Annotated in this window: 19 protein-coding genes and 1 tRNA gene; 11 read left to right on the forward strand and 9 right to left on the reverse strand. The window is 55.9% G+C overall.

The window, feature by feature from the left end; translation table 11 throughout:
- Positions 1 to 43 precede the first annotated feature (43 nt).
- Complete coding sequence (locus ACVWY9_RS00935; RefSeq protein WP_457387233.1) at positions 44 to 1,156, forward strand: hypothetical protein; 1,113 nt, start codon at positions 44 to 46, stop codon at positions 1,154 to 1,156.
- Here the strand turns inward: ACVWY9_RS00935 and ACVWY9_RS00940 are convergent.
- The 4 genes from ACVWY9_RS00940 to ACVWY9_RS00955 form a co-directional block, all read right to left on the reverse strand.
- Positions 1,153 to 2,001: an FkbM family methyltransferase gene (locus tag ACVWY9_RS00940; RefSeq protein ID WP_457387234.1), complete on the reverse strand. Its 849-nt coding sequence runs from the start codon at positions 1,999 to 2,001 to the stop codon at positions 1,153 to 1,155. The two genes, ACVWY9_RS00935 and ACVWY9_RS00940, sit on opposite strands and share 4 nt — an antisense overlap.
- Positions 2,002 to 2,009: 8 nt before the next feature.
- Positions 2,010 to 2,525, reverse strand: a complete 516-nt coding sequence (locus tag ACVWY9_RS00945) for a class I SAM-dependent methyltransferase (protein ID WP_457387235.1) — start codon at positions 2,523 to 2,525, stop codon at positions 2,010 to 2,012.
- A 27-nt stretch (positions 2,526 to 2,552) separates the two neighbouring features.
- Positions 2,553 to 5,492, reverse strand: coding sequence for a tetratricopeptide repeat protein (locus tag ACVWY9_RS00950; RefSeq protein WP_457387236.1), 2,940 nt, complete (start codon positions 5,490 to 5,492; stop codon positions 2,553 to 2,555).
- 177 nt (positions 5,493 to 5,669) lie between these two features.
- A complete protein-coding gene (locus ACVWY9_RS00955) occupies positions 5,670 to 7,493 on the reverse strand; it encodes an Ig-like domain-containing protein (RefSeq protein WP_457387237.1) in 1,824 nt (607 codons plus the stop codon).
- A gap of 454 nt (positions 7,494 to 7,947) precedes the next feature.
- Here ACVWY9_RS00955 and ACVWY9_RS00960 point away from each other — a divergent pair, with 454 nt between their 5' ends.
- The 7 genes from ACVWY9_RS00960 (at position 7,948) to gatA (ending at position 12,137) form a co-directional block, all read left to right on the forward strand.
- Positions 7,948 to 8,247, forward strand: a complete 300-nt coding sequence (locus ACVWY9_RS00960) for a ferredoxin (RefSeq protein ID WP_011433206.1) — start codon at positions 7,948 to 7,950, stop codon at positions 8,245 to 8,247.
- 173 nt (positions 8,248 to 8,420) lie between these two features.
- Positions 8,421 to 8,780, forward strand: coding sequence for a hypothetical protein (locus tag ACVWY9_RS00965; RefSeq protein ID WP_457387238.1), 360 nt, complete (start codon positions 8,421 to 8,423; stop codon positions 8,778 to 8,780).
- Positions 8,781 to 8,846: 66 nt separating this feature from the next.
- Complete coding sequence (locus ACVWY9_RS00970) at positions 8,847 to 9,536, forward strand: Uma2 family endonuclease (protein WP_457387239.1); 690 nt, start codon at positions 8,847 to 8,849, stop codon at positions 9,534 to 9,536.
- Positions 9,527 to 9,599 (forward strand) — tRNA-Ala (locus tag ACVWY9_RS00975). The genes ACVWY9_RS00970 and ACVWY9_RS00975 overlap by 10 nt, the downstream gene beginning before the upstream one ends.
- Before the next feature lie 102 nt (positions 9,600 to 9,701).
- Positions 9,702 to 10,019 carry a hypothetical protein gene (locus ACVWY9_RS00980; protein ID WP_457387240.1) on the forward strand — a complete coding sequence of 106 codons (318 nt, stop codon included), beginning with the start codon at positions 9,702 to 9,704 and terminating at the stop codon, positions 10,017 to 10,019.
- 107 nt (positions 10,020 to 10,126) lie between these two features.
- On the forward strand, positions 10,127 to 10,423 hold the full coding sequence (locus ACVWY9_RS00985) for a hypothetical protein (RefSeq protein WP_414342514.1): 297 nt from the start codon (positions 10,127 to 10,129) through the stop codon (positions 10,421 to 10,423).
- 181 nt (positions 10,424 to 10,604) lie between these two features.
- Positions 10,605 to 12,137 carry an Asp-tRNA(Asn)/Glu-tRNA(Gln) amidotransferase subunit GatA gene (gatA, locus tag ACVWY9_RS00990; protein ID WP_457387241.1) on the forward strand — a complete coding sequence of 511 codons (1,533 nt, stop codon included), beginning with the start codon at positions 10,605 to 10,607 and terminating at the stop codon, positions 12,135 to 12,137.
- 17 nt (positions 12,138 to 12,154) lie between these two features.
- On the opposite strand, the gene psb28 is transcribed toward gatA, so the two are convergent.
- The 4 genes from psb28 to gyrA form a co-directional block, all read right to left on the reverse strand.
- Entirely contained in the window at positions 12,155 to 12,469 is a 315-nt protein-coding gene (psb28, locus tag ACVWY9_RS00995; RefSeq protein ID WP_011433213.1) for a photosystem II reaction center protein Psb28, read from the reverse strand.
- 31 nt (positions 12,470 to 12,500) lie between these two features.
- Positions 12,501 to 13,700: a glycerate kinase family protein gene (locus ACVWY9_RS01000; RefSeq protein ID WP_457387242.1), complete on the reverse strand. Its 1,200-nt coding sequence runs from the start codon at positions 13,698 to 13,700 to the stop codon at positions 12,501 to 12,503.
- A gap of 38 nt (positions 13,701 to 13,738) precedes the next feature.
- A complete protein-coding gene (locus tag ACVWY9_RS01005) occupies positions 13,739 to 14,110 on the reverse strand; it encodes a DUF760 domain-containing protein (RefSeq protein ID WP_011433215.1) in 372 nt (123 codons plus the stop codon).
- 186 nt (positions 14,111 to 14,296) lie between these two features.
- Positions 14,297 to 16,825: a DNA gyrase subunit A gene (gyrA, locus tag ACVWY9_RS01010; RefSeq protein ID WP_457387243.1), complete on the reverse strand. Its 2,529-nt coding sequence runs from the start codon at positions 16,823 to 16,825 to the stop codon at positions 14,297 to 14,299.
- Positions 16,826 to 17,234: 409 nt separating this feature from the next.
- On the opposite strand from gyrA, the gene ACVWY9_RS01015 reads away from it, so the two are divergent.
- The 3 genes from ACVWY9_RS01015 (at position 17,235) to ACVWY9_RS01025 (ending at position 20,218) form a co-directional block, all read left to right on the forward strand.
- Positions 17,235 to 17,468 carry a hypothetical protein gene (locus tag ACVWY9_RS01015; RefSeq protein ID WP_457387301.1) on the forward strand — a complete coding sequence of 78 codons (234 nt, stop codon included), beginning with the start codon at positions 17,235 to 17,237 and terminating at the stop codon, positions 17,466 to 17,468.
- 134 nt (positions 17,469 to 17,602) lie between these two features.
- The gene (locus ACVWY9_RS01020; protein ID WP_457387244.1) at positions 17,603 to 19,309 is read left to right on the forward strand and encodes a SulP family inorganic anion transporter; all 1,707 of its coding nucleotides are present in this window, start codon (positions 17,603 to 17,605) and stop codon (positions 19,307 to 19,309) included.
- A gap of 69 nt (positions 19,310 to 19,378) precedes the next feature.
- Entirely contained in the window at positions 19,379 to 20,218 is an 840-nt protein-coding gene (locus ACVWY9_RS01025) for a DUF6671 family protein (RefSeq protein WP_457387245.1), read from the forward strand.
- 142 nt (positions 20,219 to 20,360) lie between these two features.
- Here the strand turns inward: ACVWY9_RS01025 and ACVWY9_RS01030 are convergent, their stop codons facing one another.
- Positions 20,361 to 21,941 (reverse strand): iron uptake porin, encoded by a 1,581-nt coding sequence (locus ACVWY9_RS01030; protein WP_457387246.1) that lies wholly within the window; start codon positions 21,939 to 21,941, stop codon positions 20,361 to 20,363.
- Between the last annotated feature and the right edge of the window lie 217 nt (positions 21,942 to 22,158).

Below are 22,158 nucleotides of genomic sequence, written 5' to 3' on the forward strand. Positions count from 1 at the left end.
CAAGCCTGTCTTCTTTACTTTGGGATCTGGTTGAGGAAAAGCAATGATCGTTGTTGATGGTGTTGCCCTACAGCCTAATTTAGAGACTCCACCCTCTATTACAAGTTTCTGGTGCAACGTCATAGGTGAGTGGGTAAGGCTTGGATATACTCGAGACTTTATAGTCTTAGTGAGAGAAAGCCAACGTATAGGTTTTCCAGGCGACACTGTTGTAGCCCTAATCCCTGATTACAGCTATGAGAATGCTGAGTCTGATCATATAGGTCTGCAAAGTGCCTGTGATCAAGTCAATGCATCCATTTTTATCTCAACTTTGTATACGTATCCCCTCAAAACCTCAAGCGTAGCTATGGTTTATAGTATGGACGAAGTTCAAGAGTTCTTACCAAGCTTAGCAGCACAGGAGAAACATAATACCATTTTGGCTGCATCGGCATTTATATGTCCTTCCAAGCGGGTGTCATCAGATTTAATGAGGAAATATCCAGGTATTTCTAGTGAAGATATTGAGGTTATCTACCCAGGTCTGCACAGTGACTTGATGCCATCGCCCCCTCTAAAGGTAAGAAAGTTTCGGGAAGAAAAAGACCTAACTCGTCCCTATATCATTTTTAGAGCGGGAACGGGGGAACGAAGAAAGATAGCTCTATTTGCTCTCTTGGATAGTGTAAGCGAATTAGTATCTGGACAAGTCCCTGAGCTTGTTTACCTATCAGTTGATGGAAGTAAAGTTGATGTGCCACTAGAATCTGTTATGGATTTATCCAAGCCAATTCGATCTCGAATCCATAACCTTAGGCTTTGTTCTGATGATTTACCACTGCTTTACACAGGAGCTGTTGGATTGTTTGAGATTGAACCTGAACTTGGAATGGGCAATTACGCTTTCGAGGCAATGAGATGCGGTTGCCCGGTCATTATCTTGAGAGAATCTGAAGATCATCAATTAAGGCAGCCTACAGAAACTGACCCTTGGATTGAGATATCCATGCAGCCGCATGTCATATCGCAGACTATTGATCAGCTAAGAGATACAAGGTATAGAAATACCATACTCTCACGAGGATTAGATTATACGAAAAGCATGACCTGGGAACAGGCCGCTAAGCGAATGTGGTCTTTCCTCAAATCAAAGGCAAGAAGTCTAAGATCCTAGAGCCTTGAAATGTAGATGTCGTAAAATGAAGTACCTTCTATCTCATCATGAGTTCTGAGAACGTGAGAGCATAAGTCATAAGAACGATAGACCTCATGGAGGATCGTGGCAAGCGCTAGCCGCTTTCTTGATGTCAGCTCTCCCAATCGCATAAAGTCTTTTGCATAAATAAAGTCTGTCCAAGATGCCTGAGTGCGCAAAGACGTAAGGCTCTTCGGAAATGACTTCATAAGTGGACAGGAAATCCCGGTTAAGCTATGAATTAGAAAGCCGCATTCTCTCAGAGCGATATCTATATCAGAGAACAACGGCTGGCCGATGTAGTGAGGGATAAATAGAACCTCAGTTTGAACTACTACAATGCTCTCCTCTAGGAGACGGCTAGCTCCGCGAATAATATTTAGCTCACTGCCTTGAGTATCCATAACAAGCCAGTCAGCGTCTGAGACTTCTTCCAAATCATCCAATCGAACAGTCTTTACTTTCTTCTCTGAGACAACTTGGTAAAGTTCAGCTAGATCGTGAAACTTTTCCAACAGATGATAATTGGGTCTAAACAGAGAGGATGTCATTCCGCTGTTGGTCAGGTAAAGGTTGGATTCAGAACCATCGCCAACCGTCATAGGAAGGTATAAGACGTTAGAACTGCCATCACCTTGTCGAATTCTCTCAATTAAGCGGTTGTAAGCCTCAGGATCAGGCTCGAATCCAATTAACTCTCCATAGTCCTTCCGAATGATTTCGGCATATATCTCAGGAGCTCCAAGATCAGATGCCCCTACGGCAATTACTTTAATCCGAGGCATTGAGGTTCCCAAAACAGAGGCTATGGACAGCTCAGACATGGTTCCCCTCACTCTTTGTGGGCAATTACATTTAGGCTGATAAGTTCGTTGCAGTAGACAATTGTGCTTGCATCTCTAAACATGCCAAATTGGTCTACTTGAATGATAAAGCCAAAACCAACGGTCTTAAGCAGGTGAGTCAGGTTTTCAATGGTATAGCCGTATTTATGGAAGTCATACTGGTCAATTTGACCGCCGTAAATCATGCTAATAACACGTATCAATTCGTCGTACAAGAGATCATCTCTTAGTATAAGCTTGGACAGCGTCTTTAGATTAGGTACAGAAACAAATAACTTTCCTCCTTTCTTGAGGACTCGATACCACTCTGTTAAGGCCACACCTGCTTCTTGACAACTAAGATGCTCAAGAACATGAGAGGCATATATTTGATCTACGCTCTCGTTCTCAAACATACTGAGATCTATTGCGTTTGCAACATAGTCAACCTCAGGAGAGGGCGAAATATTAAGTATTTTCCAGTCAGGATGTGGTTCTTTACCACCGATGTGTAGATTAAGCATTTTCGTCGTCTGCTCCTACTAGCTAACTTACTTTCTGAGTTGAGCTAAGTTTGGGTGCTTGCGAAACTTGAACGGCAAGTCTGTAAACCTAATTCTAGCTTTTCTATCTTGGCAATACTGTTCCCACATTAGGATGTAAGCCTTCTCTAAGAAAGCTGTAAAAGTTTTGCCGTTAAGAAGTGGTGATTGCGAGAGTCGCTCCCGCATGGTTCTCCTTATCCAGACCAAAAGATCTATGTCTTCAGACAGCCTTGAGGCAATGCGAATGTAGTCTTGCTCCGTCTGTGCGATTAATTCCGGCAAGTCCACTGTTCTCAAGATAGATACTCCAACTCTGGAAACATGTGCTAGACCTTCCAGAGTGATTACCGGAACTCCCATCCATAATGTTTCGCAGGTTGTCGTTGTTCCGTTGTAAGGGAAGGGATCCAGAGCAATATCCACTTCTCCATAGGCTGCGTAATGCTCGGCAAAGCCCTGTCTATCATATTCTAGCTTGACTCTCTCGTCTGGAATGCCGTGTCTTCCAATTCTTTCCAAAAAGAGTTTACGGGTGCTTTCATCTCTATATCGCTGATTTTTCAGGTGCAGAACTGAATGGGGCACTGCCTTCAATACATCTGCCCATAACTTAATGACTCTGGGAGTGATCTTGGAAGGGTTGTTGCAGCATCCAAACGTGATAAAGCCGTTTCTAACCACAGGAGGATCCACAATCTCCGGTGCCTCACGAGAGGGCTTGTAACAAAGAAAGCTATGAGGCATCCTTATCAATTTCTCTGTGTGCAGACTATCGGTTACATCATAAGGATCGGCAAAACTATCTGTTATCCTGTAGTCCACGACGGTCATACCTGTGGTGTCGGGGTAGCCAAGGTACGTAACTTGTACAGGGGCCGGACGCAAAGCCATTAAGTGTACTCTTGTGCCGCCGGTATGGCCACTTAGATCCACTAGAATATCAATCTGATCTTCTCTGATTAACTTTGCAGCTTTCTCGTCACTTAGCTTGTGAATATCTCGCCATCCCGTTGACCATTTGGAGAGCTGCTCAGTTACTGTGTCAGGTTGATCAACATTTGAGTAGCAGTAGATTTGGAATTTTTCCTGGTTGTGGCAATCGTAGATTGAGCTCATGAAAAAATGTACCGAGTGCAATCGAAAATCACCCGATAGATAGCCAATCTTGAGGGGACGCTGGGTAGTTCGCGAGTTTGCATAAGGTCTCCAGTGGCTTTGATACTGGCTTTGGTAGGAAATACCCCACTTTTGATGCTCTATAAATGTTTCCACAGGGTCAAACTTCTCAGAATAATGTGAAGCCATTAGGATATTCGACATTGCACCTGCGAAGCCAGGAGCAACTTCCAGGGCCTTCCTGTAGTTCTCTAGAGCTTCGTCCAGTCTGCATTGCTCTAGATAAGCACCACCCAAATTCTGATATGCAACAGCAAAGTTTGGCTTCCTCTCGATAGCTAGCAAATAACTATCTATCGCGTCTTGAGTCCGGGATTGCTTGCTAAGGGTTAAGCCCTTGTAAAAATAGGCATCGGCTAGCTCAGGCTTAAGTCTTATCGCTTCCTGGAAGTGCTCCAGAGCATCATCGTACTTTTTCTGCTCGAAGAGTCTGACTCCGATATTGCAATAGACTTCTGCAAAGTCCGGCGAAAGCTCTGCAGCTCTGTGAAAAGCGAACTCTGCTTCCTCTCTATTTTGCAGTAGTCGATGAGCAAGACCCAAGTTGTTATATGCTCGAGCAGATGTTGGATCTAAGCCGATCGCTCGCTCAAAACATCTAACTGCCTTGTCGGCTATGGCCAAGTCTAAGTAGCAGCATCCTAAGCTGTGCCAGTAATCTGATTCTTCTGGGTTGATCTCAATAGCAAGGCATATATGATATCTGGCTAGATCTAGCCGCTTTTCTGCCCTGTAGAGAATACCTAGGTTGTGATGAGCTTCAGCGTATTCCGAATCTAGAGAAATAGCAATCTGAAAGCAGTCTCTTGCAGCTTGAATAATTTGGCATTGACTTTCAAGATCTTTTTTACCTCCCAAGCTTAGTTCCTGTGCAGCTATCTCTGTTGCAGTTTGGTGTCGTATCTTTCGGCTTAGTGCCGCCCCCAAGTTATTGTAGGCTTTCGCATAGGTTGGATTGATTGCTATAGCTTTTTTGTAGTGCGCTATTTCCTTATCTTCTTGACCAATTTCGCCATAGATTTTCCCAAGATTTAGATGAATAACAGCAGAAGACTTGATCATCAAGGCTTTCTCTAGGGCAACAATCGCATCTTCATACTGCATCGACTCTGCCAGCAATAAACCTAGCTTAAGCTGTAAATCAGCACTAGCCGGAAATTGCGGTTCTGCTTGTCTCGCGTGTTGAATTGCCTCTTCTTTGTTTCCAGCTAAAGAGAGGGCATCAATCAACTGAAGATGAGCCTCAACGTAATCCGGCTTGTCCTTTACTGCTTTTTTTAGGATGCTGATGGCACTATTGACCTGACCTAACTTCAGCAAGACTTGCCCAAGAAAATAAGCTGCCTCATACTCTTGAGGGTTCAACTCTAAAACTTTTAGAAAGGCTTCCTGGGCTTCTTCCCACTGCTCGAGTTGAATTAGAGCCAGACCTAAGTTAAAGTTTGCGTTGAGACTTTCTGGATCTATTTGGGTAGCTTGTCGGTAGCATTCTAGGGCCTTTTCTAGCTGATCTAGCTTCTCGTAGACTGCACCTAAGTTGACATACAACGATGCCGACCTTTGACCAAGACCTATACACCGTTCTAAGTATTCTATAGATTTGACATACTGTTGTTGTTGGTAGGCCAGTATACCCAAATACTGAGTAGCATCAAGATGGTTGGGTTCTAGCTTTAAGATTTCTAGGTAGCATTCCTCGGCCTGATCCCACTCGCCCGACTGATGATGGCCAAATGCTTGCTTAAGGAGCTTTTGAATTTCGGTTCCCATATCCCTGAGTCTCAACTTAGACAATTCTATCAAACGAATAGTGCTTCACCTGCCTTTGGTAGGCTTAACAGCCTAGAAAAGTGGGTAGGCACTTAAGACCCACCCACCTTTTCCATCTGAACGTCTGCCGCCTAAAAGTCAACAGACCCAGCCCTAAAGCCAGATAGAGTGTATGGACTACCGCGGGATGGTGAAGGTGATGTCCAGCCGCGGCCCGCGAGCGGTGGTGATAGGGCCAGCACCCGTACCCGTGGCCGGCTCCCGGTCGAACTCGGCGCGGCAGGTGCCCGTAGCCCCCTGGCTCACTTCATAGCGGACAGAGCTGGCCACGTTGAACGAAACCGAAGCCGTCACCGAAGCACTTGCCCTTACAGAGGCCGTCGGCGCCACAAAGCCAGCTGGAGCGACCAGAGGACCGAAGGGAACGGTAAAGGTGGCACCTGTTGCCAAAGAACCGGTAGTAAGCTTGGGTACTGGAAACGTACCAGCGGCAATACCTGAGAGGAAACCGGCATTAAAGTTTTGAATTACTTGAGCGGACGGAAGCTGAGCGCTCTGGGTGAAGGAGCCAAAAGCAAGAGAAACACTTGCAGAAACAGTGCCCCCACCCGGCAGAGCGTTAGAAACGCTTACCGTTGCAGTAAATGGGCCAAACACAACTTGCGTGGTGGCTCCGGCAACGTCAAGCGTTGCAGTGGCCACGGCAGTAGCGGCAACTTGCGCAGTTACGTCAGTGGCAGCCGCAGTAGCATTAGCCGTGACTTGAAGCGTTCCTGTCAGAATGGCCGGCCCAAGAGTACCACTTTCCGAAGCGGTGGGAGCAGCCACACTGACGCTTGCGCTCGCCGTGGCCAGCACCGAAACAAAGGCCGGAGTAGCCTGGTTGTTCCACACCTCACGGGCACACTGCAGCCGCACCTGGTAGAAGCGCGGGCCTGGCGCCGACACCGCCCGCTGCACCCCAGGTCGCACATCCGCCGTACGCGGCCCCGCCGATACATCGTTGCCCAACACGTTGCCATTGATGCTCAGGGCAACAAAGGTGGGCGTGGAAGCCGGCGCAAAGAAGTCGCTGGACACCACGTTGTTGGGCGCACCCAAGGTCACTTCCTGGAACACCACATTGTTGGCCGGCAGGTTGTGGGGCGTCGGATCCAGGAAGAAGAAGCCCAGCCCCCGGTCGCCAAAACCAGGAATGGTGGCCGAGTTGAAGGAGGGCAACTGCACCAGCGTCAACTGCGCTGCCTGCACCACCGCATTGCCCGGAATGCTGGCCGGAATCGGGAAGGACAGCACCGCCCGATAGTCGTCGTAAACCCCCACCGGCAGGTTCTCAGCTGCTCCAGCGCGGCGGATGCCATAACCTACCGGAATAACAACTGGGCTGGAGAAAATCTGTCCACCTGGCGTGATGGCGGCCAGTTGAGTGGGCAGCAGGCTGATGGGACCCTCCGGAGCTGCCACAGCACCGGTGGTGAAGGTGGCCACAAAGTCTTCCGGCAGACTGCGCCCGGAAGCAAACAAGTCCGGCACTGCCCGCGAGATGACAACCCGGTACACGGCATCGTTGGTGAGCGGCGTGCGGAAGGTGATGGTGACCTGAGTGCGGTCGGCATTGAAGGCCAAGTCGCGAGCCGGCACAACTCCCGCTTGCGGCGCCACCGAGGTGATGCTCAAGGCCTGAGTGAAGGGAGCCTCGCGCACCGGCTCGCTGAAGCGAATAACAATGCTGGTGGTGATAGAAACGTTGGTGGTGCCATCCGCAGGGCTGATGCTGATGACGCGGCCTACGGGTGTGGGAGTGGGAGTCGGCGTGGGAGGTGGTGGCGGCGGAGCCGGGGGAGCCGGTGGGGGTGGTGGGGGCGGCGGCGGTACGGGTGTGACGGTGCCGGTGCTGCTTTCACCGCAGCCGGTGAGCAGCAGGGGCAGCAGCACCACTGTGGAAGCCAGAGACAGAGACCCGAGTGACTTCAGGAGCCACTTGTGCATTGTTCCGTTCATTGTTCTCCTCTTAACCAAAAAAGTGGGGTTCGGCTGAACACTTCCCTTAACTTACCCGATCAACTCGCCCAGGGCAAGCCAGGCCGTAGGAAAGAGCCAATCGAGGAAAGACGCACACGCGCTTGGATAAGCGGCTCGTCTGTTTACTCTGCTTATCATACAAGCCCATTAGCCCGCTTTGGCAAGTACTGCCGATTTTTTCTGGACAAGATCAAAGGTGACGTGGGTCACAGACACCGGGCAGGGTCCCGGGAAGGAGTCGGGTGGCGGCTTCTGGGAGCAAAGCAGGTGGAGCCACCGGAAGAGCAGTCAGAATCCTTGCCCGGCATGGCTTTTGCGGATCCACCTGGAAAAAACCGGAAGATTTGCCTATTTCCTCACAAAAGGATGCTTGATCCGGGGCAGAAGGGTGGCAGGATGAGGAGTGGATGTTTTTTCTGGAGACCCAACCAGGATGGCTACCTACAAGGTCACTCTGATCAACGAGGAGCAAGGCTTAAACGTCACCATCGATGTGCCGGATGACGAATACATTTTGGACGTGGCAGAAGAGCAAGGGATCGAGCTGCCCTATTCCTGCCGCGCCGGTGCCTGTTCGACCTGTGCCGGCAAGCTGGTGAGCGGCACGGTGGATCAAAGCGATCAGTCCTTCCTGGATGATGATCAGATCGAGCAGGGCTATGTGCTGACCTGTGTGGCTTACCCTACTTCCGACTGCACCATCATCACCCACCAAGAAGAAGCCCTTTACTGATCGAGCTTGAATTTCCGTCCTCAACCCCAGCCCCTCTTCCAAAGAGAGAGGGGTTTTTGTTTTGGGTGGCCCAAGGGGGTTTTCGAGCGCTCCGCGCTGCTGAGGCCCTCACCCAGAGGGAGAGGAGAATTGGCAGTGGTAGGATTTCCTTATTCTGTAGTGCTTCAGCAACCATGACCCCTGAGCAAGAGCAGTGGCTGATTCAAGCCATCCAGGAGCTACAAGCCTCCCAGAGAGAATTGCAAGCCTCCCAAAGAGAATTGCAGGCCGCTCAGCAGGAGCTGCGCCTTGTCCAACAAAACCAGCAGGTTTTGATTCAAGAGCTGCGGGAAGGACAGGCGATGCTGGCCCAGTTTTTTCGCGAGTCAATGGATCGGTTTGATGAGCGCACCCGGGCTATTGAACGGCGCACGGAAGCTGTGGAACGGCGCACAGAAGCACTGGAACGGCGCACCGACCAGATGGCGGAAGAGATGAGGGAGATCCGGCAAGAGATTCGGGATCTGCGCCGCGATTTTCTGGAACGGCGTTAGCTTCCATCCAACCCTGGCCCAAGCGCTCACAGCCCTGCTCCCAGAGGAAGAGAGGGGTTGTGCGAGATGACAAGGCTAGTATGGCAGCAAAGAGACTTTTGGCCGAGACGGTTTATGGCTTTGGCAATGGGATCCGTTTCTGCACCATCAAGAGCTCGCCTGAGTTTGGCGGAATACCTTGCTTATTCGGATGGCAGTGATACCCGCTATGAGCTGGTGGCAGGGGAGTTGGTGCCCATGGCTCTTCCAACCGGACGGCATGTGCAGATTCAAAACTTTCTCAGCCGAGTTTTCGAGGCAGAGATTGCGCGGCAGAAGTTGCCCTGGACAGCGATACAGGGGAGCCCAGGGATCCAGTCGCCGCGGGGCAGCCACCGGTGGGATACGGTGCGGATCCCGGATGTGGTGGTGCTGCCTTTGGAGCAATGGCAGGAGATGGGATCCAGAGAGGCGTTGATTCGCCTGGAGGAGCCGCCGCTGCTGCTGGTGGTGGAGGTGGTGAGTGAGTCGAGCCGGGCAGCAGACTACCGGGCCAAGCAAGCAGAGTATTGCGTTTTGGGGATCGGCGAGTATTGGGTTGTGGATCCCTTGGAGGAGAAGGTGAGCCTGCTGCTGCTTCATGAAGGCTGGTACGATGTGCTGGAGCTGAAGGGATCCGATCCGGTATCCTCAAAGGTCTTTCCCAAGCTGGAGTTGCAGGCGGGGGAGATCTTGGCTGCGGATTCGGGTTATTCTGGTAAAGCTACGGGGAGTTAGCTCAGTTGGTAGAGCGCTGCGATCGCACCGCAGAGGTCAGGGATTCGAGTTCCCTACTCTCCATTGAGGTTTTGGATTTGGATCCCTTGCCCCCGATCCCTCTCCCAGGAGGAGAGAAGAGTTAGTGGTGGTAGGATTTCCTTATTCTGTAGTGTTTCAGTAACCATGACGCCCGAGCAAGAACAGTGGCTGATTCAAGCCATCCAAGAGTTGCAAGCCTCCCAAAAAGAATTGCAAGCTGCCCAGCAGGAGCTGCGTCTTGTCCAGCAAAACCAGCAGGTTTTGATTCAAGAGCTGCGGGAGGGACAGGCGATGCTGGCGCAGTTCTTTCGCGAGTCAATGGATCGGTTTGACGAGCGTACTCGGGCCATCGAACGCCGCACAGAAGCACTGGAACGGCGCACCGACCAGATGGCGGAGGAGATGAGAGAGATCCGGCAAGAGATTCGGGATCTGCGCCGCGATTTTTTGGAACGGCGGTAGCTTGGGCTCAAGCGCTCTGCGTTGCTAGTGTAACCATCCCCGGATCCTTCTCCCAGGAGGAGATTTAGGGTGGTAGGATTTCCTTGTTCTGTAGCGCCTTGGTAACCATGACACCTGAGCAAGAGCAGTGGCTGATTCGGGCCGTCCAGGAGTTGCAAGCTGCCCAGCAAAACCAGCAGGTTTTGATCCAAGAGCTGCGGGAAGGGCAGGCGATGCTGGCGCAGTTTTTCCGGGAGGCGCTGGATCGCTTTGACGAGCGCACCCGAGCCATTGAACGGCGCACGGAAGCTGTGGAGCGCCGCACCGAAGCTTTGGAACGGCGCACTGACGAGATGGCCCAAGAGATGCGGGAGATGCGGCAGGAGATTCGGGATCTGCGCCGCGACTTTTTGGAACGGCGTTGACTGCCAACAGCCCAGGCGCTCGGCGCTGCTGATGTGATCATCCCTAGATCCTCTCCTAGCAAGAGAGGGGGATCCACGAGATCTTTAGGGAGTTAGGGTTGGGAAGGGATCCCATCTGGATTAGTCTAGAGGGAACTTGGTCTGGCCTCATCGGCGTTTGCCATTCCCTGCGAGTTTGCCTATGTCTGTGATTCGCGCCCTACACAGCCAGTTGGTAACCAAAGAGCGCTCTGCCGAAGAGATCGCCCGCGAGTACCTGGAGCGCCTGGCCCAACTGGAGCCGCAGCTCAAGAGCTTTATTACTGTGACCGAGGAACTGGCTCTGCAACAGGCCAGGGCGGTGGACGCCCGCATTCGGGCCGGGGAAGAGATTGGCCCTTTGGCCGGGATCCCGCTTGCCGTGAAAGACAACCTCTGCACCCAAGGGATCCGCACCACCTGCGCTTCCCGGATGCTGGAGGGGTTCATTCCCCCCTACGAGTCAACAGTGACGGCGCGGCTGGCGGCTGCGGGCATGGTGACGGTGGGCAAGACCAACCTAGACGAGTTTGCCATGGGCAGCTCCACGGAAAACTCCGCCTTTCAGCGCACCGCCAATCCCTGGGATCTGACGCGGGTGCCAGGGGGATCCTCTGGGGGATCGGCGGCGGCGGTGGCTGCCGACCAAGCGGTGGTGGCTCTGGGCTCGGATACGGGGGGATCCATCCGCCAACCGGCAGCTTTTTGTGGGGTGGTGGGCCTCAAGCCCACCTACGGGCTGGTGTCTCGCTACGGGCTGGTGGCCTTTGCTTCGTCTTTGGATCAGGTGGGGCCGTTTGGGCGCACGGTGGAGGATGTGGCCTTGCTGCTGCAGGGGATCGCCGGCCATGACCCGATGGACTCCACCAGCCTGAAGGTGGATATCCCGGACTATAGCCAGGCTCTGATCCCGGACATCAAGGGGTTCAAAATCGGGGTAATCCGCGACTTGCTGGGGGAAGGATGCGGCGAGGAGACCCGCGCTGCCGTGCAAGCGGCCATTCAACATCTGCAGGAGCTGGGGGCCGAGATCCTGGAGATCGACTGCCCCAGTTTTCGCTATGGCCTGGCCACCTACTACATCATCGCCCCTTCGGAAGCCTCTGCCAATTTGGCCCGCTACGACGGGGTGAAATACGGCCTGCGGGAACCTGCCGACTCGCTGCTGGCCATGTATGGCAAGACCCGCGCCCACGGCTTTGGGCCAGAAGTCAAGCGGCGCATCATGATCGGCACCTATGCCCTCTCCTCGGGGTACTACGACGCCTACTACCTCAAGGCTCAGAAGGTGCGCACCCTCATCAAGCAGGACTTCCTCAAGGCTTTCGAGAAGGTGGATGTGCTGGTCAGCCCCACCACCCCCACCCCAGCCTTCAAGCTCGGCGAGCGGGAGGATCCCCTCAGCATGTACCTGTGCGACCTGATGACGATCCCGGTGAACCTGGCGGGATTGCCGGGATTGAGCCTGCCCTGCGGGTTTGCCGATGGCCTGCCCATTGGCCTGCAAATTGTGGGCAACGCCCTACAGGAGAGCAAGGTGCTCCGCGTGGCCTATGCCTACGAGCAAAGCACCGACTGGCACAAGCGACGGCCCCCGCTAGGGCAGCCCTCAGTTGAAGAGGGCCAGGGATCCGATCCCGGCCAACCTCAAGCCAAGCGCAGATCCGGCAAAAGGAGCAAAAAATCCAAAAGCTGAGGCGGGAAAGGCGTCAACTAGGCCATGCCCATCTGGTTGGCCGCCGAAAAGCGCTCCATAAAGCGCAGGAAGCGATCCCACTCTGCCTCGGTTTCCATGTCGTAGGTCACTTCCAGGGCTTTGAATTCCCCGTTCAGGAACTTGGCCCTGATGTTGCGGGTGGTCAGCTCCCCTTCCTCATCGATCATCCGCATGCCGAGGATGTTTTGCGTATCGGATTTTAGATCCTCGAAGCGGAAAATCGCGGATCCCCGGTTGCCGGTCTTGGATTTCAGCACTCGCACCTGGGTGGGCACCTCTTGGATGCCGGGGGAGAACTCGATACTGGCCATGATGTCCTACGAAACACGATGATTTAAGCCATTATAACCGGCCAATCCCCGCATCCTGCTCCAGAAAATCTCTCAGCTCCTGGGCCGTCATCTGCTCCAGGTGATGGCCGGCCTGCCGTTGGGCTTCTGCCACATCGGGGATCCGGTCGCACAGGGCGCCAACCCGAAGGGGAAGAGGCTGGGCTGCCAACCCAGCGCGCGCTGCCGGAGTCACCTGGCCACAGAGGATGAGCAGGGGTTTTTGGGCTTGGATAGCCTGCTCCAGCACGGCCCCCACCACCTTTCCCATCGTGCTTTGTTCGTCGAGGCAGCCCTCTCCGGTGACGACCAGATGGCAGCGGCGGATGCGCTCCGGCAGGGCCAATTGCCGCGCCAAGAGCTGGATCCCGGACTCCAGAGTGGCCTCCAAAAAAGCCACCAGACCTGCTCCTAAGCCGCCTGCGGCTCCGGCCCCCGGGATCCCGGCCACGGCCTGGCCCAAATCTCGCTCCACCACTTGAGCCCACTGCTGCAGCGCCTGCTCCAACTGCTGCACCTGGGAAGGGGTGGCGCCCTTCTGGGGGGCAAAGACGGCGGCGGCTCCCAACGGGCCAGTGAGGGGGTTTTGCACATCGCAGAGGCCGCGGACCCGTTTCCCCTGCCAAACAGGCTGTTCGGGGGGCTCGATGCGCGCCAGCCGGGCCAGCTCCGCCCCACCCCAGCCGATGGGATCTCCAGCTCCATCCAACAGGCGATAGCCTAAGGCCTGCGCCATGCCCGCCCCTCCATCCACGGTGGCGGATCCCCCCAGTCCTATCCAGATCTCAGCGATGGGATCGCGGCAAACAGCCCGCAGCAGCTCCCCCAGGCCGTAGGTGGTGGTGCGGGTGGGATCCCGCCGCTCCGGTGGCACCAAGGTCAGGCCGGCCACCTGGGCCAGCTCCAACAGGGCCAGCTCTCCCGCCACCCCATATTCCGCCCACACGGGATCCCCCAGGGGGCCGGTGACCCACAGACCCTTTTTCTCTCCCCCCAGCGTCGGCAGCAATACCTCTAGGGTGCCCTCTCCCCCATCGGCCAAGGGGAGCCGCTCCACCTCGGCCTCCGGCAGCACCTGTTGGATCCCGCGGGCCATGCTCTCTGCCGCCGCCGTGGCTGTTAGGGATCCCTTAAAACTATCCGGGCAAACCAAAATCCGCCGCGGTGGGCTGCTGAACTGGGATCCCTTTGCCTGGAAACCCCCATCCAGCATGGAACCTCCTCGGCGGCGCTAAAAGGTGGATTGCAAGCCTAGCCCTCCTCCTCTGCTGGCGAAGGCTGATCCGCGCTGGCAGGCTGGGAGGCACTGCCCAAAGATTGCTCCAGGGCTAGGCGCTGCTCCATGACCCGCAGGAAATAGCCGCCCATCATCGCGCCGGAGAGCATTTTGGCCAAGCTCTCGCGGTTGGTGATGATCTGAACCCCGAATTGATCGGAGGGCAAGCTCCCCACCAAGCTGCGGATGTTGTGGCCCAAGATCTCCAGCACTTCTGGGGAAGAATTGCGGGCAATATCCTGAAAGACGCTGGGATCCTGAGATTGCAGGTATTGCCAGAGCCGGTTGTCGGGGCTCGGAGTTTGCACTGCCTCAAAACCAGGGATGAAGTTCAACGGGCTCGCCATGGAGTAACCCAGCTCCACAAACATAGCAGATGCCATCCCAACCGGGCCGCTCGGCCTGATCCCACAGGCCTTTGCCGTTCCCGGAATTTGGGCTATCCCAAAGGTAACACCCCATCCTCACCCTCTCCGGTACGGGATCCCACCCTTCTGCGGCGGCAAATGCCGTACCTAAGTAACGGCCGGGGATCAAGCGCTGGCTTCTGAGGTCTCCTCCTCGGCAACCAAGGCAGCGGGTACCACTGTAACTCCCACAATGCTGTCTTCCGGATCCAGGCGCTGCACCAGCACCCCGGTCGCCTCGCGGGACTGGGTGGGAATGGCCTTGGCCAACTGGCGCATGACAATGCCCCTGGCGGTTACCAACAGGATCTCGTCTTCGGCATTGACGATGCGCAGGGCCGCCAGCTCGTCCGACGCCTGGCGGAACTTGGTGGCGATCACCCCCTTGCCGCCGCGGTTTTGCTGGCGGAAATTGTCGATGGCCGAGCGCTTGCCCCGCCCTTCTTTGGTGATCACCAGCACCCAAGGGTTAGCCAGCTTCTCCCCCTCTCGCTCGGCAGCCATCACCGATTCGGCAGAGATAATATCCATGCTGACGATGTCATCGCCGGCGTTGAGGGTAATGGCCCGCACGCCCCGGGTGGCCCGTCCCAGAGGGCGCAGTTGCTCGTCATCCGCCCGGAAGCGAATGGACATGCCTTGGCGGGTTGCCATCACCACATCGTCGCTGGAGCGGGCGCGGCGTACCCAGCGCAGTTCGTCGTTTTCTTCCAGAGAGATGGCGATCAGGCCGTTGGAGCGCACATTGGCAAAGGCGCTGAGGGCCGTTTTTTTGATGTAGCCGCCGCGGGTGAGCATCACCAGATATTCGTCCTCGCTGAACTTGCTTACGGGCACCATGGACGTAACCCGCTCTTCCCGAGTGATCGGCAGCAACTGAACGATGGCACTGCCACGGGCGGTACGGCTCCCCTGGGGGATCTGGTGGGCGGGCAGGGTGTAGACTACGCCTCGATTGGTGAAAAAGAGGACGGTGTCGTGGCTGCGACAGGCAAAAAACTGTTCGATGGCATCGTCTTCTTTGATGCGGGCGCCGGCTTTGCCGCGGGTGGCTCGCCCCTGCACCTGGAACTCCTCAAGGCCCATGCGCTTGATATAGCCCTGCTCGGTTAGAAAGATAACCGTCTCCCGATTTTCGATCAGATCATCCGTTCCCAGCTCCCCATCCTCCAAACAGAGGCGGGAACGGCGCGGGCTGGCAAAGCGGGCTTTGAGCTGCTGCAGCTCTTCGCTGATGATCTGCATCACCCGTTCTCGGCGGGCCAGAATATCCCGCAGGTCGGCAATTTGCCTCACCAAGTCTTCGTGCTCGGCCTGGATTTTTTCTGCTTCCAGGGCGGTGAGGCGGCGCAGCTGCATCTGCAGGATCCCGTCGGCTTGGGCTTCACTCAGGCCCAACACCGCCTGCAATTCCTCTCGGGCTGTGGCGGTATCGGCGGCTCCCCGAATGAGGGCAATCACCCGATCCAACTGCCCCAAAGCCAAGAGATAGCCCTGCAGCAGGTGATCCCGCTCTTCGGCTTTTTGCAGCTCGTAGCGGGTGCGCCGCTCGATCACCTCTTCCCGAAAATCCAGAAAAGCCTGCAGCGCGTCCCGCAGGGTCAGGGTGCGCGGCTCGCCGTTGAGGATGGCCAGCATGTTGACCCCGAAGTTGGCCTGCAGGGGGGTTTGCTTGTAGAGGTTGTTGAGCACCACCTGGGCTTGGGCATCCCGCTTCAGCTCGATCACCACCCGCATGCCGCTGCGGTCGCTCTCGTCGCGGATGTCGGCAATGCCTTCCAGTTTTTTCTCGTTGACCAGCTCGGCGATCTTCTCAATCATGGCTGCCTTGTTGGTCTGGTAGGGCAGTTCGGTGATAATGATGGCGTCCCGAACCGGTCGGCCCCGCTGCTCGATCGTCTCCACCCTGGCCACTCCGCGCAGGGTGATGGAGCCGCGCCCGGTGGTGTAGGCTTCGCGGATACCCTCTTGGCCTATGATCAGCGCCCCGGTGGGGAAGTCAGGGGCGGGGATCCACTGCATCAACTCCAGGCTGGTCAGGTTGGGGTTGTGGATGAGGGCAATCAGGCCGTCCACCAATTCGCTCAAGTTGTGAGGCGGGATGTTGGTGGCCATGCCCACGGCAATGCCGGAAGAGCCGTTTAAGAGCAGTTGCGGGATCCGCGCCGGCAGCACCAGCGGCTCTTGCTGGGATCCGTCGTAGTTGCCGACAAAATCGACAGTGTTGGCGTCAATATCTTGGAGCAGGGCTTCTTGGGCAAAGGCAGTCAGCCGACACTCGGTATAGCGCATGGCTGCCGGCGGATCGTTGTCCACAGAGCCGAAGTTGCCGTGCCCATCCACCAGCCGCTCCCGCATGGAGAAATCTTGAGCCATGCGCACCAGCGCATCATAGACGGCCTGATCCCCATGGGGATGGTATTTCCCGATCACATCCCCCACCACGCGGGCACACTTGCGGAAGGGGCGATCCGCCGTCAGGCCCAACTCGTGCATAGCGTAGAGAATGCGGCGGTGCACCGGCTTCAGGCCATCCCGCGCATCTGGCAAAGCCCTCCCGACGATCACGCTCATGGCGTATTCCAGGTAGGACTGCGACATCTCCCGCTGCAGGTCGGTGGAGATGATGCGCGCCGTCGATTCGTTGTCGCTCATGGGGTTGGGTTATCGTTGAGGGATCCCAGTCGGCCTTGGCGCAGTGGGTTCATGGAAGTTTATCGAGAAGCCAACCTTGGCCGTGGCAGAGTAAACTACCTGACCCTGACTGCTTCGCAGTACGGGGCGGGCTTTCGGTAGCCCTGCAGTTAGTAAACTAACCACGAGCCTCTGGGCTGGTTTACGGGCAGCCCCAATCGACCGTTACCAGTGCCCTAAACAGCCGTTTCTGGTGTCCGCAGAATTATTGTAGCATTCCTCCCGACACTGACCCTACGGGTACAGTGCGGGGCTCCTGCGCTAGTAAGCTGAAGGTGATTGAATTGAGCAGAAAGCTTTTGTATTCCCAGTCTACCATTCGCCCTTTGTGAAGGCCGGCTGACTTCCAGTAGGAGAGGCTCGGTGGTTCATCGGCGGCCCTCCCTACAGCCTCATGGATCGAGATTTACAGGTGGGCCAAGCGGAGCTGATCATTACCCTGACCGGCATCGACGACACCTTTTCCCAAACCATCCATGCTCGCCACTCCTACTTGGCCGATGAGATTCTCTGGAACCACCGATTTGCCGATATTCTCCACCTGGACAGCAATGGGCATCGCTATGTGGACTACTCTCACTTTCACACCACTCTGCCAGCTTGAGCCCCATGCCTCACTCTGAGTGGGATCCAGATAGGGATCCCTGAGGAAAATCATAGAAGAAAACCTATCATCTAGCGTGATCCCTATAGTAACGTTCAATGATAGGCTGCCCATAGCGTGGAGGGCTTTGGGGCATGCTGAGCCAAGCGAAAGAACAACAGTCCGGCGGCAAGAGATTTCTGGATTGGCACCGACGTCTGAGCCTAGACAACTGGCGCGGGGATCTCTTCGGCGGGCTGACGACAGCGATTGTTTCCTTGCCGATGGCCTTGGCCTTTGGGGTGGCTTCGGGGGCAGGGCCGGTGGCGGGCTTGTACGGAGCAGTGTGTGTGGGCTTTTTTGCGGCTCTGTTTGGGGGTACGCCCACGCTCATCTCCGAACCCACCGGGCCGATGACTGTGATGATGACGGCGGTGGTTGCTAATGTTACAGCTCGTTACCCGGAGCAGGGGCTGGGGCCGGCCTTCACCGTGGTGATGCTGGGGGGCTTATTTCAGATCCTGTTTGGATCCCTGAAACTGGGCAAGTACATCACCCTCATGCCCTACAGCGTTATCTCCGGCTTTATGTCCGGGATCGGCTGGATCATGATTTTGCTGCAGATCCCGCCGCTGCTGGGCCACGCCAGCCAGGGGGGAGTGATTGGGGCGGTGCAGAACCTGCCGACCTACTTGCTCAACCTCAAGATGCCAGAGCTGGGGCTGGGGCTGCTGACGCTTGCTATCCTTTTTGGCTATCCCAAGCCCTGGCGACGGGTGGTGCCGCCGCAGTTGGTGGCTTTGCTCGTGGGCACGCTGGCGGCCAGCTTGTTTATGGCCGATTGGGATTTGCGGCGCATTGGCCCCATCCCCACCGGTTTGCCGCAGTTGCAGTGGCCGCAGTTGCCCTTTGCTTCTCTAGCTAACCTGGTGCTGGATGGGGTGGTGCTGGGGATGCTGGGCTGCATCGACACCCTCTTGACGGCAGTCATTGCCGATAACCTCACCCGCACCCGCCACGACTCCGACCAAGAGCTGATCGGGCAGGGGATCGCCAATATTGTCTCTGGCTTCCTGGGGGGCTTACCGGGAGCCGGCGCCACCATGGGCACAGTGGTGAACATCCAGTCGGGCGGACGTACCCCTCTAGCCGGCATTACCCGAGCGTTAATCCTGCTGATGGTGGTGCTGTTTGCCGCTCCCCTCACGCAAGGGATCCCAATGGCGGTGCTGGCAGGGATCGCCTTTAAGGTGGGGGTGGATATCCTCGACTGGAGCTTCCTCAAGCGGGCCCACCGCCTTTCCCTCAAAGGGGCAGCCATCATGTACGGGGTGATGTTCATGACGGTGTTTGTGGATCTCATCGCTGCAGTGGGAGTGGGAGTGTTTGTGGCCAACTTGCTCACCATTCAACGCCTCAGCGAGATCCACTCCGAAGAGGTGAAAGCCATTACCGATGCCGATGATGCGGTGGATCTCACTCCCCGTGAGAGGGAATTGCTGCGCCAGGGATGCGGGCAGGTGTTGCTGTTTTACCTGAGCGGGCCGATGATCTTCGGGGTTTCCCAAGCCATTTCCCGCCAACATCAGGCGGTGGCCTCCTGCCAAGCGCTGGTGGTGGATCTATCAGATGTGCCGATGCTGGGCGTTTCGGCGACGCTATCCCTGGAAAATGCCATCCGCGAGGCCCTGGATCGGGGCAAACAGGTGTGGATTGTCGGAGCTAGAGGTCGGATCCGGCAGCGCCTAGAAAGCCTGCATCTGCCACTGTCCCCAGAGCGGTTTGTGGACAGCCGTGAGGTGGCCTTGGCCGAGGCTGTTGCCCAGTTGGGCTTGCCGCTCGAGGCCAGTCCCCTGGTTTGAGTAACCCCAATTGGCCTGAGCCACAAAGCTGCGGGATCCGTTTGCCAGATCTAGGTTAAGTCTGAGTCTATGCAATGGAAGGGTCGGGTCGCCTACTTGGCAACCATGCATCGCAAAGAGCAGGTCATCGGCCCTCTCTTGGCCGAACATTTGGGGATTCAAATCCAAGTAGCAACTTTTGACACCGACCAACTGGGCACCTTCTCGCGGGAGCGGCCCCGACCAGGGGATCCCATCCACACCCTACGCCTGAAAATTGAGAGAGCCCGCCAAGCTCATCCCGCCTCTTTGGTTTTGGCCAGCGAGGGATCCTTTGGCCCCCACCCCCAGATCCCTTGGATCCCTTGGAATCAGGAGTGGGTCATGCTCAGGGTTTTTGAACCCGGCGCGGAGCCCTTGGAGCTGGTCGGCTATGCAGAGAGCACCCAAACCAATTTCAGCCATCGCTGGGTGCAGAGCTGGGCAGAAGCGCTGGACTTTGCCCAAAGGGCGGGTTTTCCCCAGCACGCCCTGATCGCCCTCGACCAGCCAGAAAAGCCCCAGGTTATCCACAAAGGAATCCAAGACGAAGCAACCCTGAAGCAGGTGGTGGGGGAGCTGCTGGCTCGGCAGGGTGGCCTGCATCTGGAAACCGACATGCGGGCCCTGCACAACCCAACCCGGCTCCAGGTTATCGCAGCCGCCACCCAAAACCTAATCGCCAAAGCCCAAAGCCTGTGCCCGGCCTGCGGCACTCCTGGCTACTGGCAGATCCGCTCGGTCTCTGGACTGCCCTGCGGTCAATGTGGCGCCCCTACCCCTGTGACCAAGGCATGGGTATATGGCTGTTCCCGCTGTTCCCACACCCACACCGAGCCTGTGGCAGAGACCTGGGCAGATCCCGCTCAGTGCGCCTTTTGTAACCCCTAACTTGTCTTGAGAAGGATCCCGGCGCCAGCTCCAACTCGATGTATTTCGGTGCAAGGGCAAGGCTTGGGAGACTTGCTATAAAAAAGGGATCCGCAGTGGCGGATCCCTAAGTTGTTTTTAACCTAGGCAGGACAGCAAGGGGTTAGAAGGTAAACACTGCCCGCAGAGCGCCCACACCAATGGTTGGGTCGTTGTCCCCAGGTAGAGCACCATTGGGGTTGCTCACAAAGTAGGCTGCCGGGGTAAGGGTGAGGTACTCGTTCACCGGGAAGCTGTAGTAAACATCCACAATGAACGGGCGGGTATCCCAAACTCCTTCATTTTTGGTGGTCACAATTGGCTGGCCAAAAACCACACCCCCTTGAGCACCCTCAATGAACAGATCTGGGAAGGCAAAGCCAAACAGCCAGCCGTTGAAGTCTTCGTCGCCCGGATCGATGGTGCCCGCCGGTACCACGTTGGGCAGGTTATAGTCAACGTTGCCCGCCGTAAACCAGCCAGACGCAATAATCCGCGGGGTAATCTCCCAGTTGGCAGCCACAGAAAAGGCGTTCACCCGTGCAGAGGTGGACACATTGGTTACTCTCAGAGGGCCACGGAAAAGAGCTGTACCGTTGGCCAAGAACTCAGGGCCATCGTTTGCCGTCTGCAGATAGGTACTGGCAAACTGCAGGTAAATCTCTAGATTTTCATTCGGCAGGAAGCCCAGCTCTACCGCGTGGGCACTGTCGCTACCGGTTATACCGCTGTCGCCGAAGCCCTTGCCCAAAGCTTGAGCGTTCCTGGTGCTGTAGCTGTAGGCCAAGCGTAGTTGATCCGAGAGTCGGTAGCGGAAGCCAAACAGAGCTCCACCTGGCACGTCCGCCGTGGAGTTGGGAGCATCAGCAAAGTCGGAGAGAGCTTCGAAGGGTGTGCTGTAGTTGAATACATCGAACACACCTGAGCCAACGATACCCGTGTAGATGGTGGCTGCTCGGTTGAAAGCTGGGAATTGGTAGATCAGCTTGGCCAGGGTGAAAGTGCCGCCGCCACGGCCGCCAAACTCAAGGCCGGGATCCCCATCAAAGAACTCAGTCACAGCATCGCGAGCTTGGAGACGAATGCGCAGGCGATCGCGACCCACAAAAGAAGCATCGAAGTTCAAGCGTACCCGATAGGGAAGAGTCATGTTGGCTTGGTTTTGCTCTGCTACTACCTTCCCATCAACAACTCTGTCTTCCGTGAGAGCGCTGCCTACAACAGCGGCGATGACTTGGGCATTCAACTTGGTAACCGGGTTGAAGACCTTCCCTTTCAAATCAGTAACATCGGCTTCCAGGGCATCCACCCGCCCGCGCAGGGCTGCCAGCTCAGCAGCAAATTCCTCTTGCAAGCGCTGCAGAGTGGCCAAGTCTTCCTTGGAGACTTTGTCGGCCAAACCGGCTGCAATCAACTCATTGATGCGATCCAAGCAGGCGTTCATACCGGCGGCAAACTCAAAGCGAGTCATAGCCCGGTTGCCGCGGAAGGTGCGGTCAGGGTAGCCGGCAATACAACCGTAGCGCTCCACCAAGGATTGCAGGGCTTGGAAGGCCCAGTCGGTGGGCTGCACATCCGAAAGCTCAGAGATGGAGGTGACCGGCCCAGTAGCTTGGGCATAAGCCACTCCAGGGGTCAGGATCGCTGCTGCACCCAGAGTGCCGGCCAGCAGCGTTTTCCAGTAGTTCGCGTGTTTCGCGGGCATGTTTGTCTCCTTGTTCTTTTCCTCACACCTTTTTGGCTGTAGGGATGTCTTCTAGAGGTAACCAATTGCCTAACTCAAGAACAAGTCTGGCAACTGCGGACTTCGGTGAAGACATGATGTGGAGATTATGATACAGCCGAAGTCCACATCCTCTTGCTGTCCGGCCTGCCCTACAGTTAATGCGGTGTCCCCACATCTGTGGCCAAGACATGGGTAT

Source organism: Thermostichus sp. OS-CIW-31 (assembly GCF_054060305.1).

Coding starts and splice junctions, on each gene's coding strand:
- ACVWY9_RS00935 (WP_457387233.1), top strand. CDS start 44: ATGATCGTTGTTGATGGTGTTGCCCTACAGCCTAATTTAGAGACTCCA.
- ACVWY9_RS00940 (WP_457387234.1), bottom strand. CDS start 2,001: ATGTCTGAGCTGTCCATAGCCTCTGTTTTGGGAACCTCAATGCCTCGG.
- ACVWY9_RS00945 (WP_457387235.1), bottom strand. CDS start 2,525: ATGCTTAATCTACACATCGGTGGTAAAGAACCACATCCTGACTGGAAA.
- ACVWY9_RS00950 (WP_457387236.1), bottom strand. CDS start 5,492: ATGGGAACCGAAATTCAAAAGCTCCTTAAGCAAGCATTTGGCCATCAT.
- ACVWY9_RS00955 (WP_457387237.1), bottom strand. CDS start 7,493: ATGAACGGAACAATGCACAAGTGGCTCCTGAAGTCACTCGGGTCTCTG.
- ACVWY9_RS00960 (WP_011433206.1), top strand. CDS start 7,948: ATGGCTACCTACAAGGTCACTCTGATCAACGAGGAGCAAGGCTTAAAC.
- ACVWY9_RS00965 (WP_457387238.1), top strand. CDS start 8,421: ATGACCCCTGAGCAAGAGCAGTGGCTGATTCAAGCCATCCAGGAGCTA.
- ACVWY9_RS00970 (WP_457387239.1), top strand. CDS start 8,847: ATGACAAGGCTAGTATGGCAGCAAAGAGACTTTTGGCCGAGACGGTTT.
- ACVWY9_RS00980 (WP_457387240.1), top strand. CDS start 9,702: ATGACGCCCGAGCAAGAACAGTGGCTGATTCAAGCCATCCAAGAGTTG.
- ACVWY9_RS00985 (WP_414342514.1), top strand. CDS start 10,127: ATGACACCTGAGCAAGAGCAGTGGCTGATTCGGGCCGTCCAGGAGTTG.
- gatA (WP_457387241.1), top strand. CDS start 10,605: ATGTCTGTGATTCGCGCCCTACACAGCCAGTTGGTAACCAAAGAGCGC.
- psb28 (WP_011433213.1), bottom strand. CDS start 12,469: ATGGCCAGTATCGAGTTCTCCCCCGGCATCCAAGAGGTGCCCACCCAG.
- ACVWY9_RS01000 (WP_457387242.1), bottom strand. CDS start 13,700: ATGCTGGATGGGGGTTTCCAGGCAAAGGGATCCCAGTTCAGCAGCCCA.
- ACVWY9_RS01005 (WP_011433215.1), bottom strand. CDS start 14,110: ATGGCGAGCCCGTTGAACTTCATCCCTGGTTTTGAGGCAGTGCAAACT.
- gyrA (WP_457387243.1), bottom strand. CDS start 16,825: ATGAGCGACAACGAATCGACGGCGCGCATCATCTCCACCGACCTGCAG.
- ACVWY9_RS01020 (WP_457387244.1), top strand. CDS start 17,603: ATGCTGAGCCAAGCGAAAGAACAACAGTCCGGCGGCAAGAGATTTCTG.
- ACVWY9_RS01025 (WP_457387245.1), top strand. CDS start 19,379: ATGCAATGGAAGGGTCGGGTCGCCTACTTGGCAACCATGCATCGCAAA.
- ACVWY9_RS01030 (WP_457387246.1), bottom strand. CDS start 21,941: ATGCCCGCGAAACACGCGAACTACTGGAAAACGCTGCTGGCCGGCACT.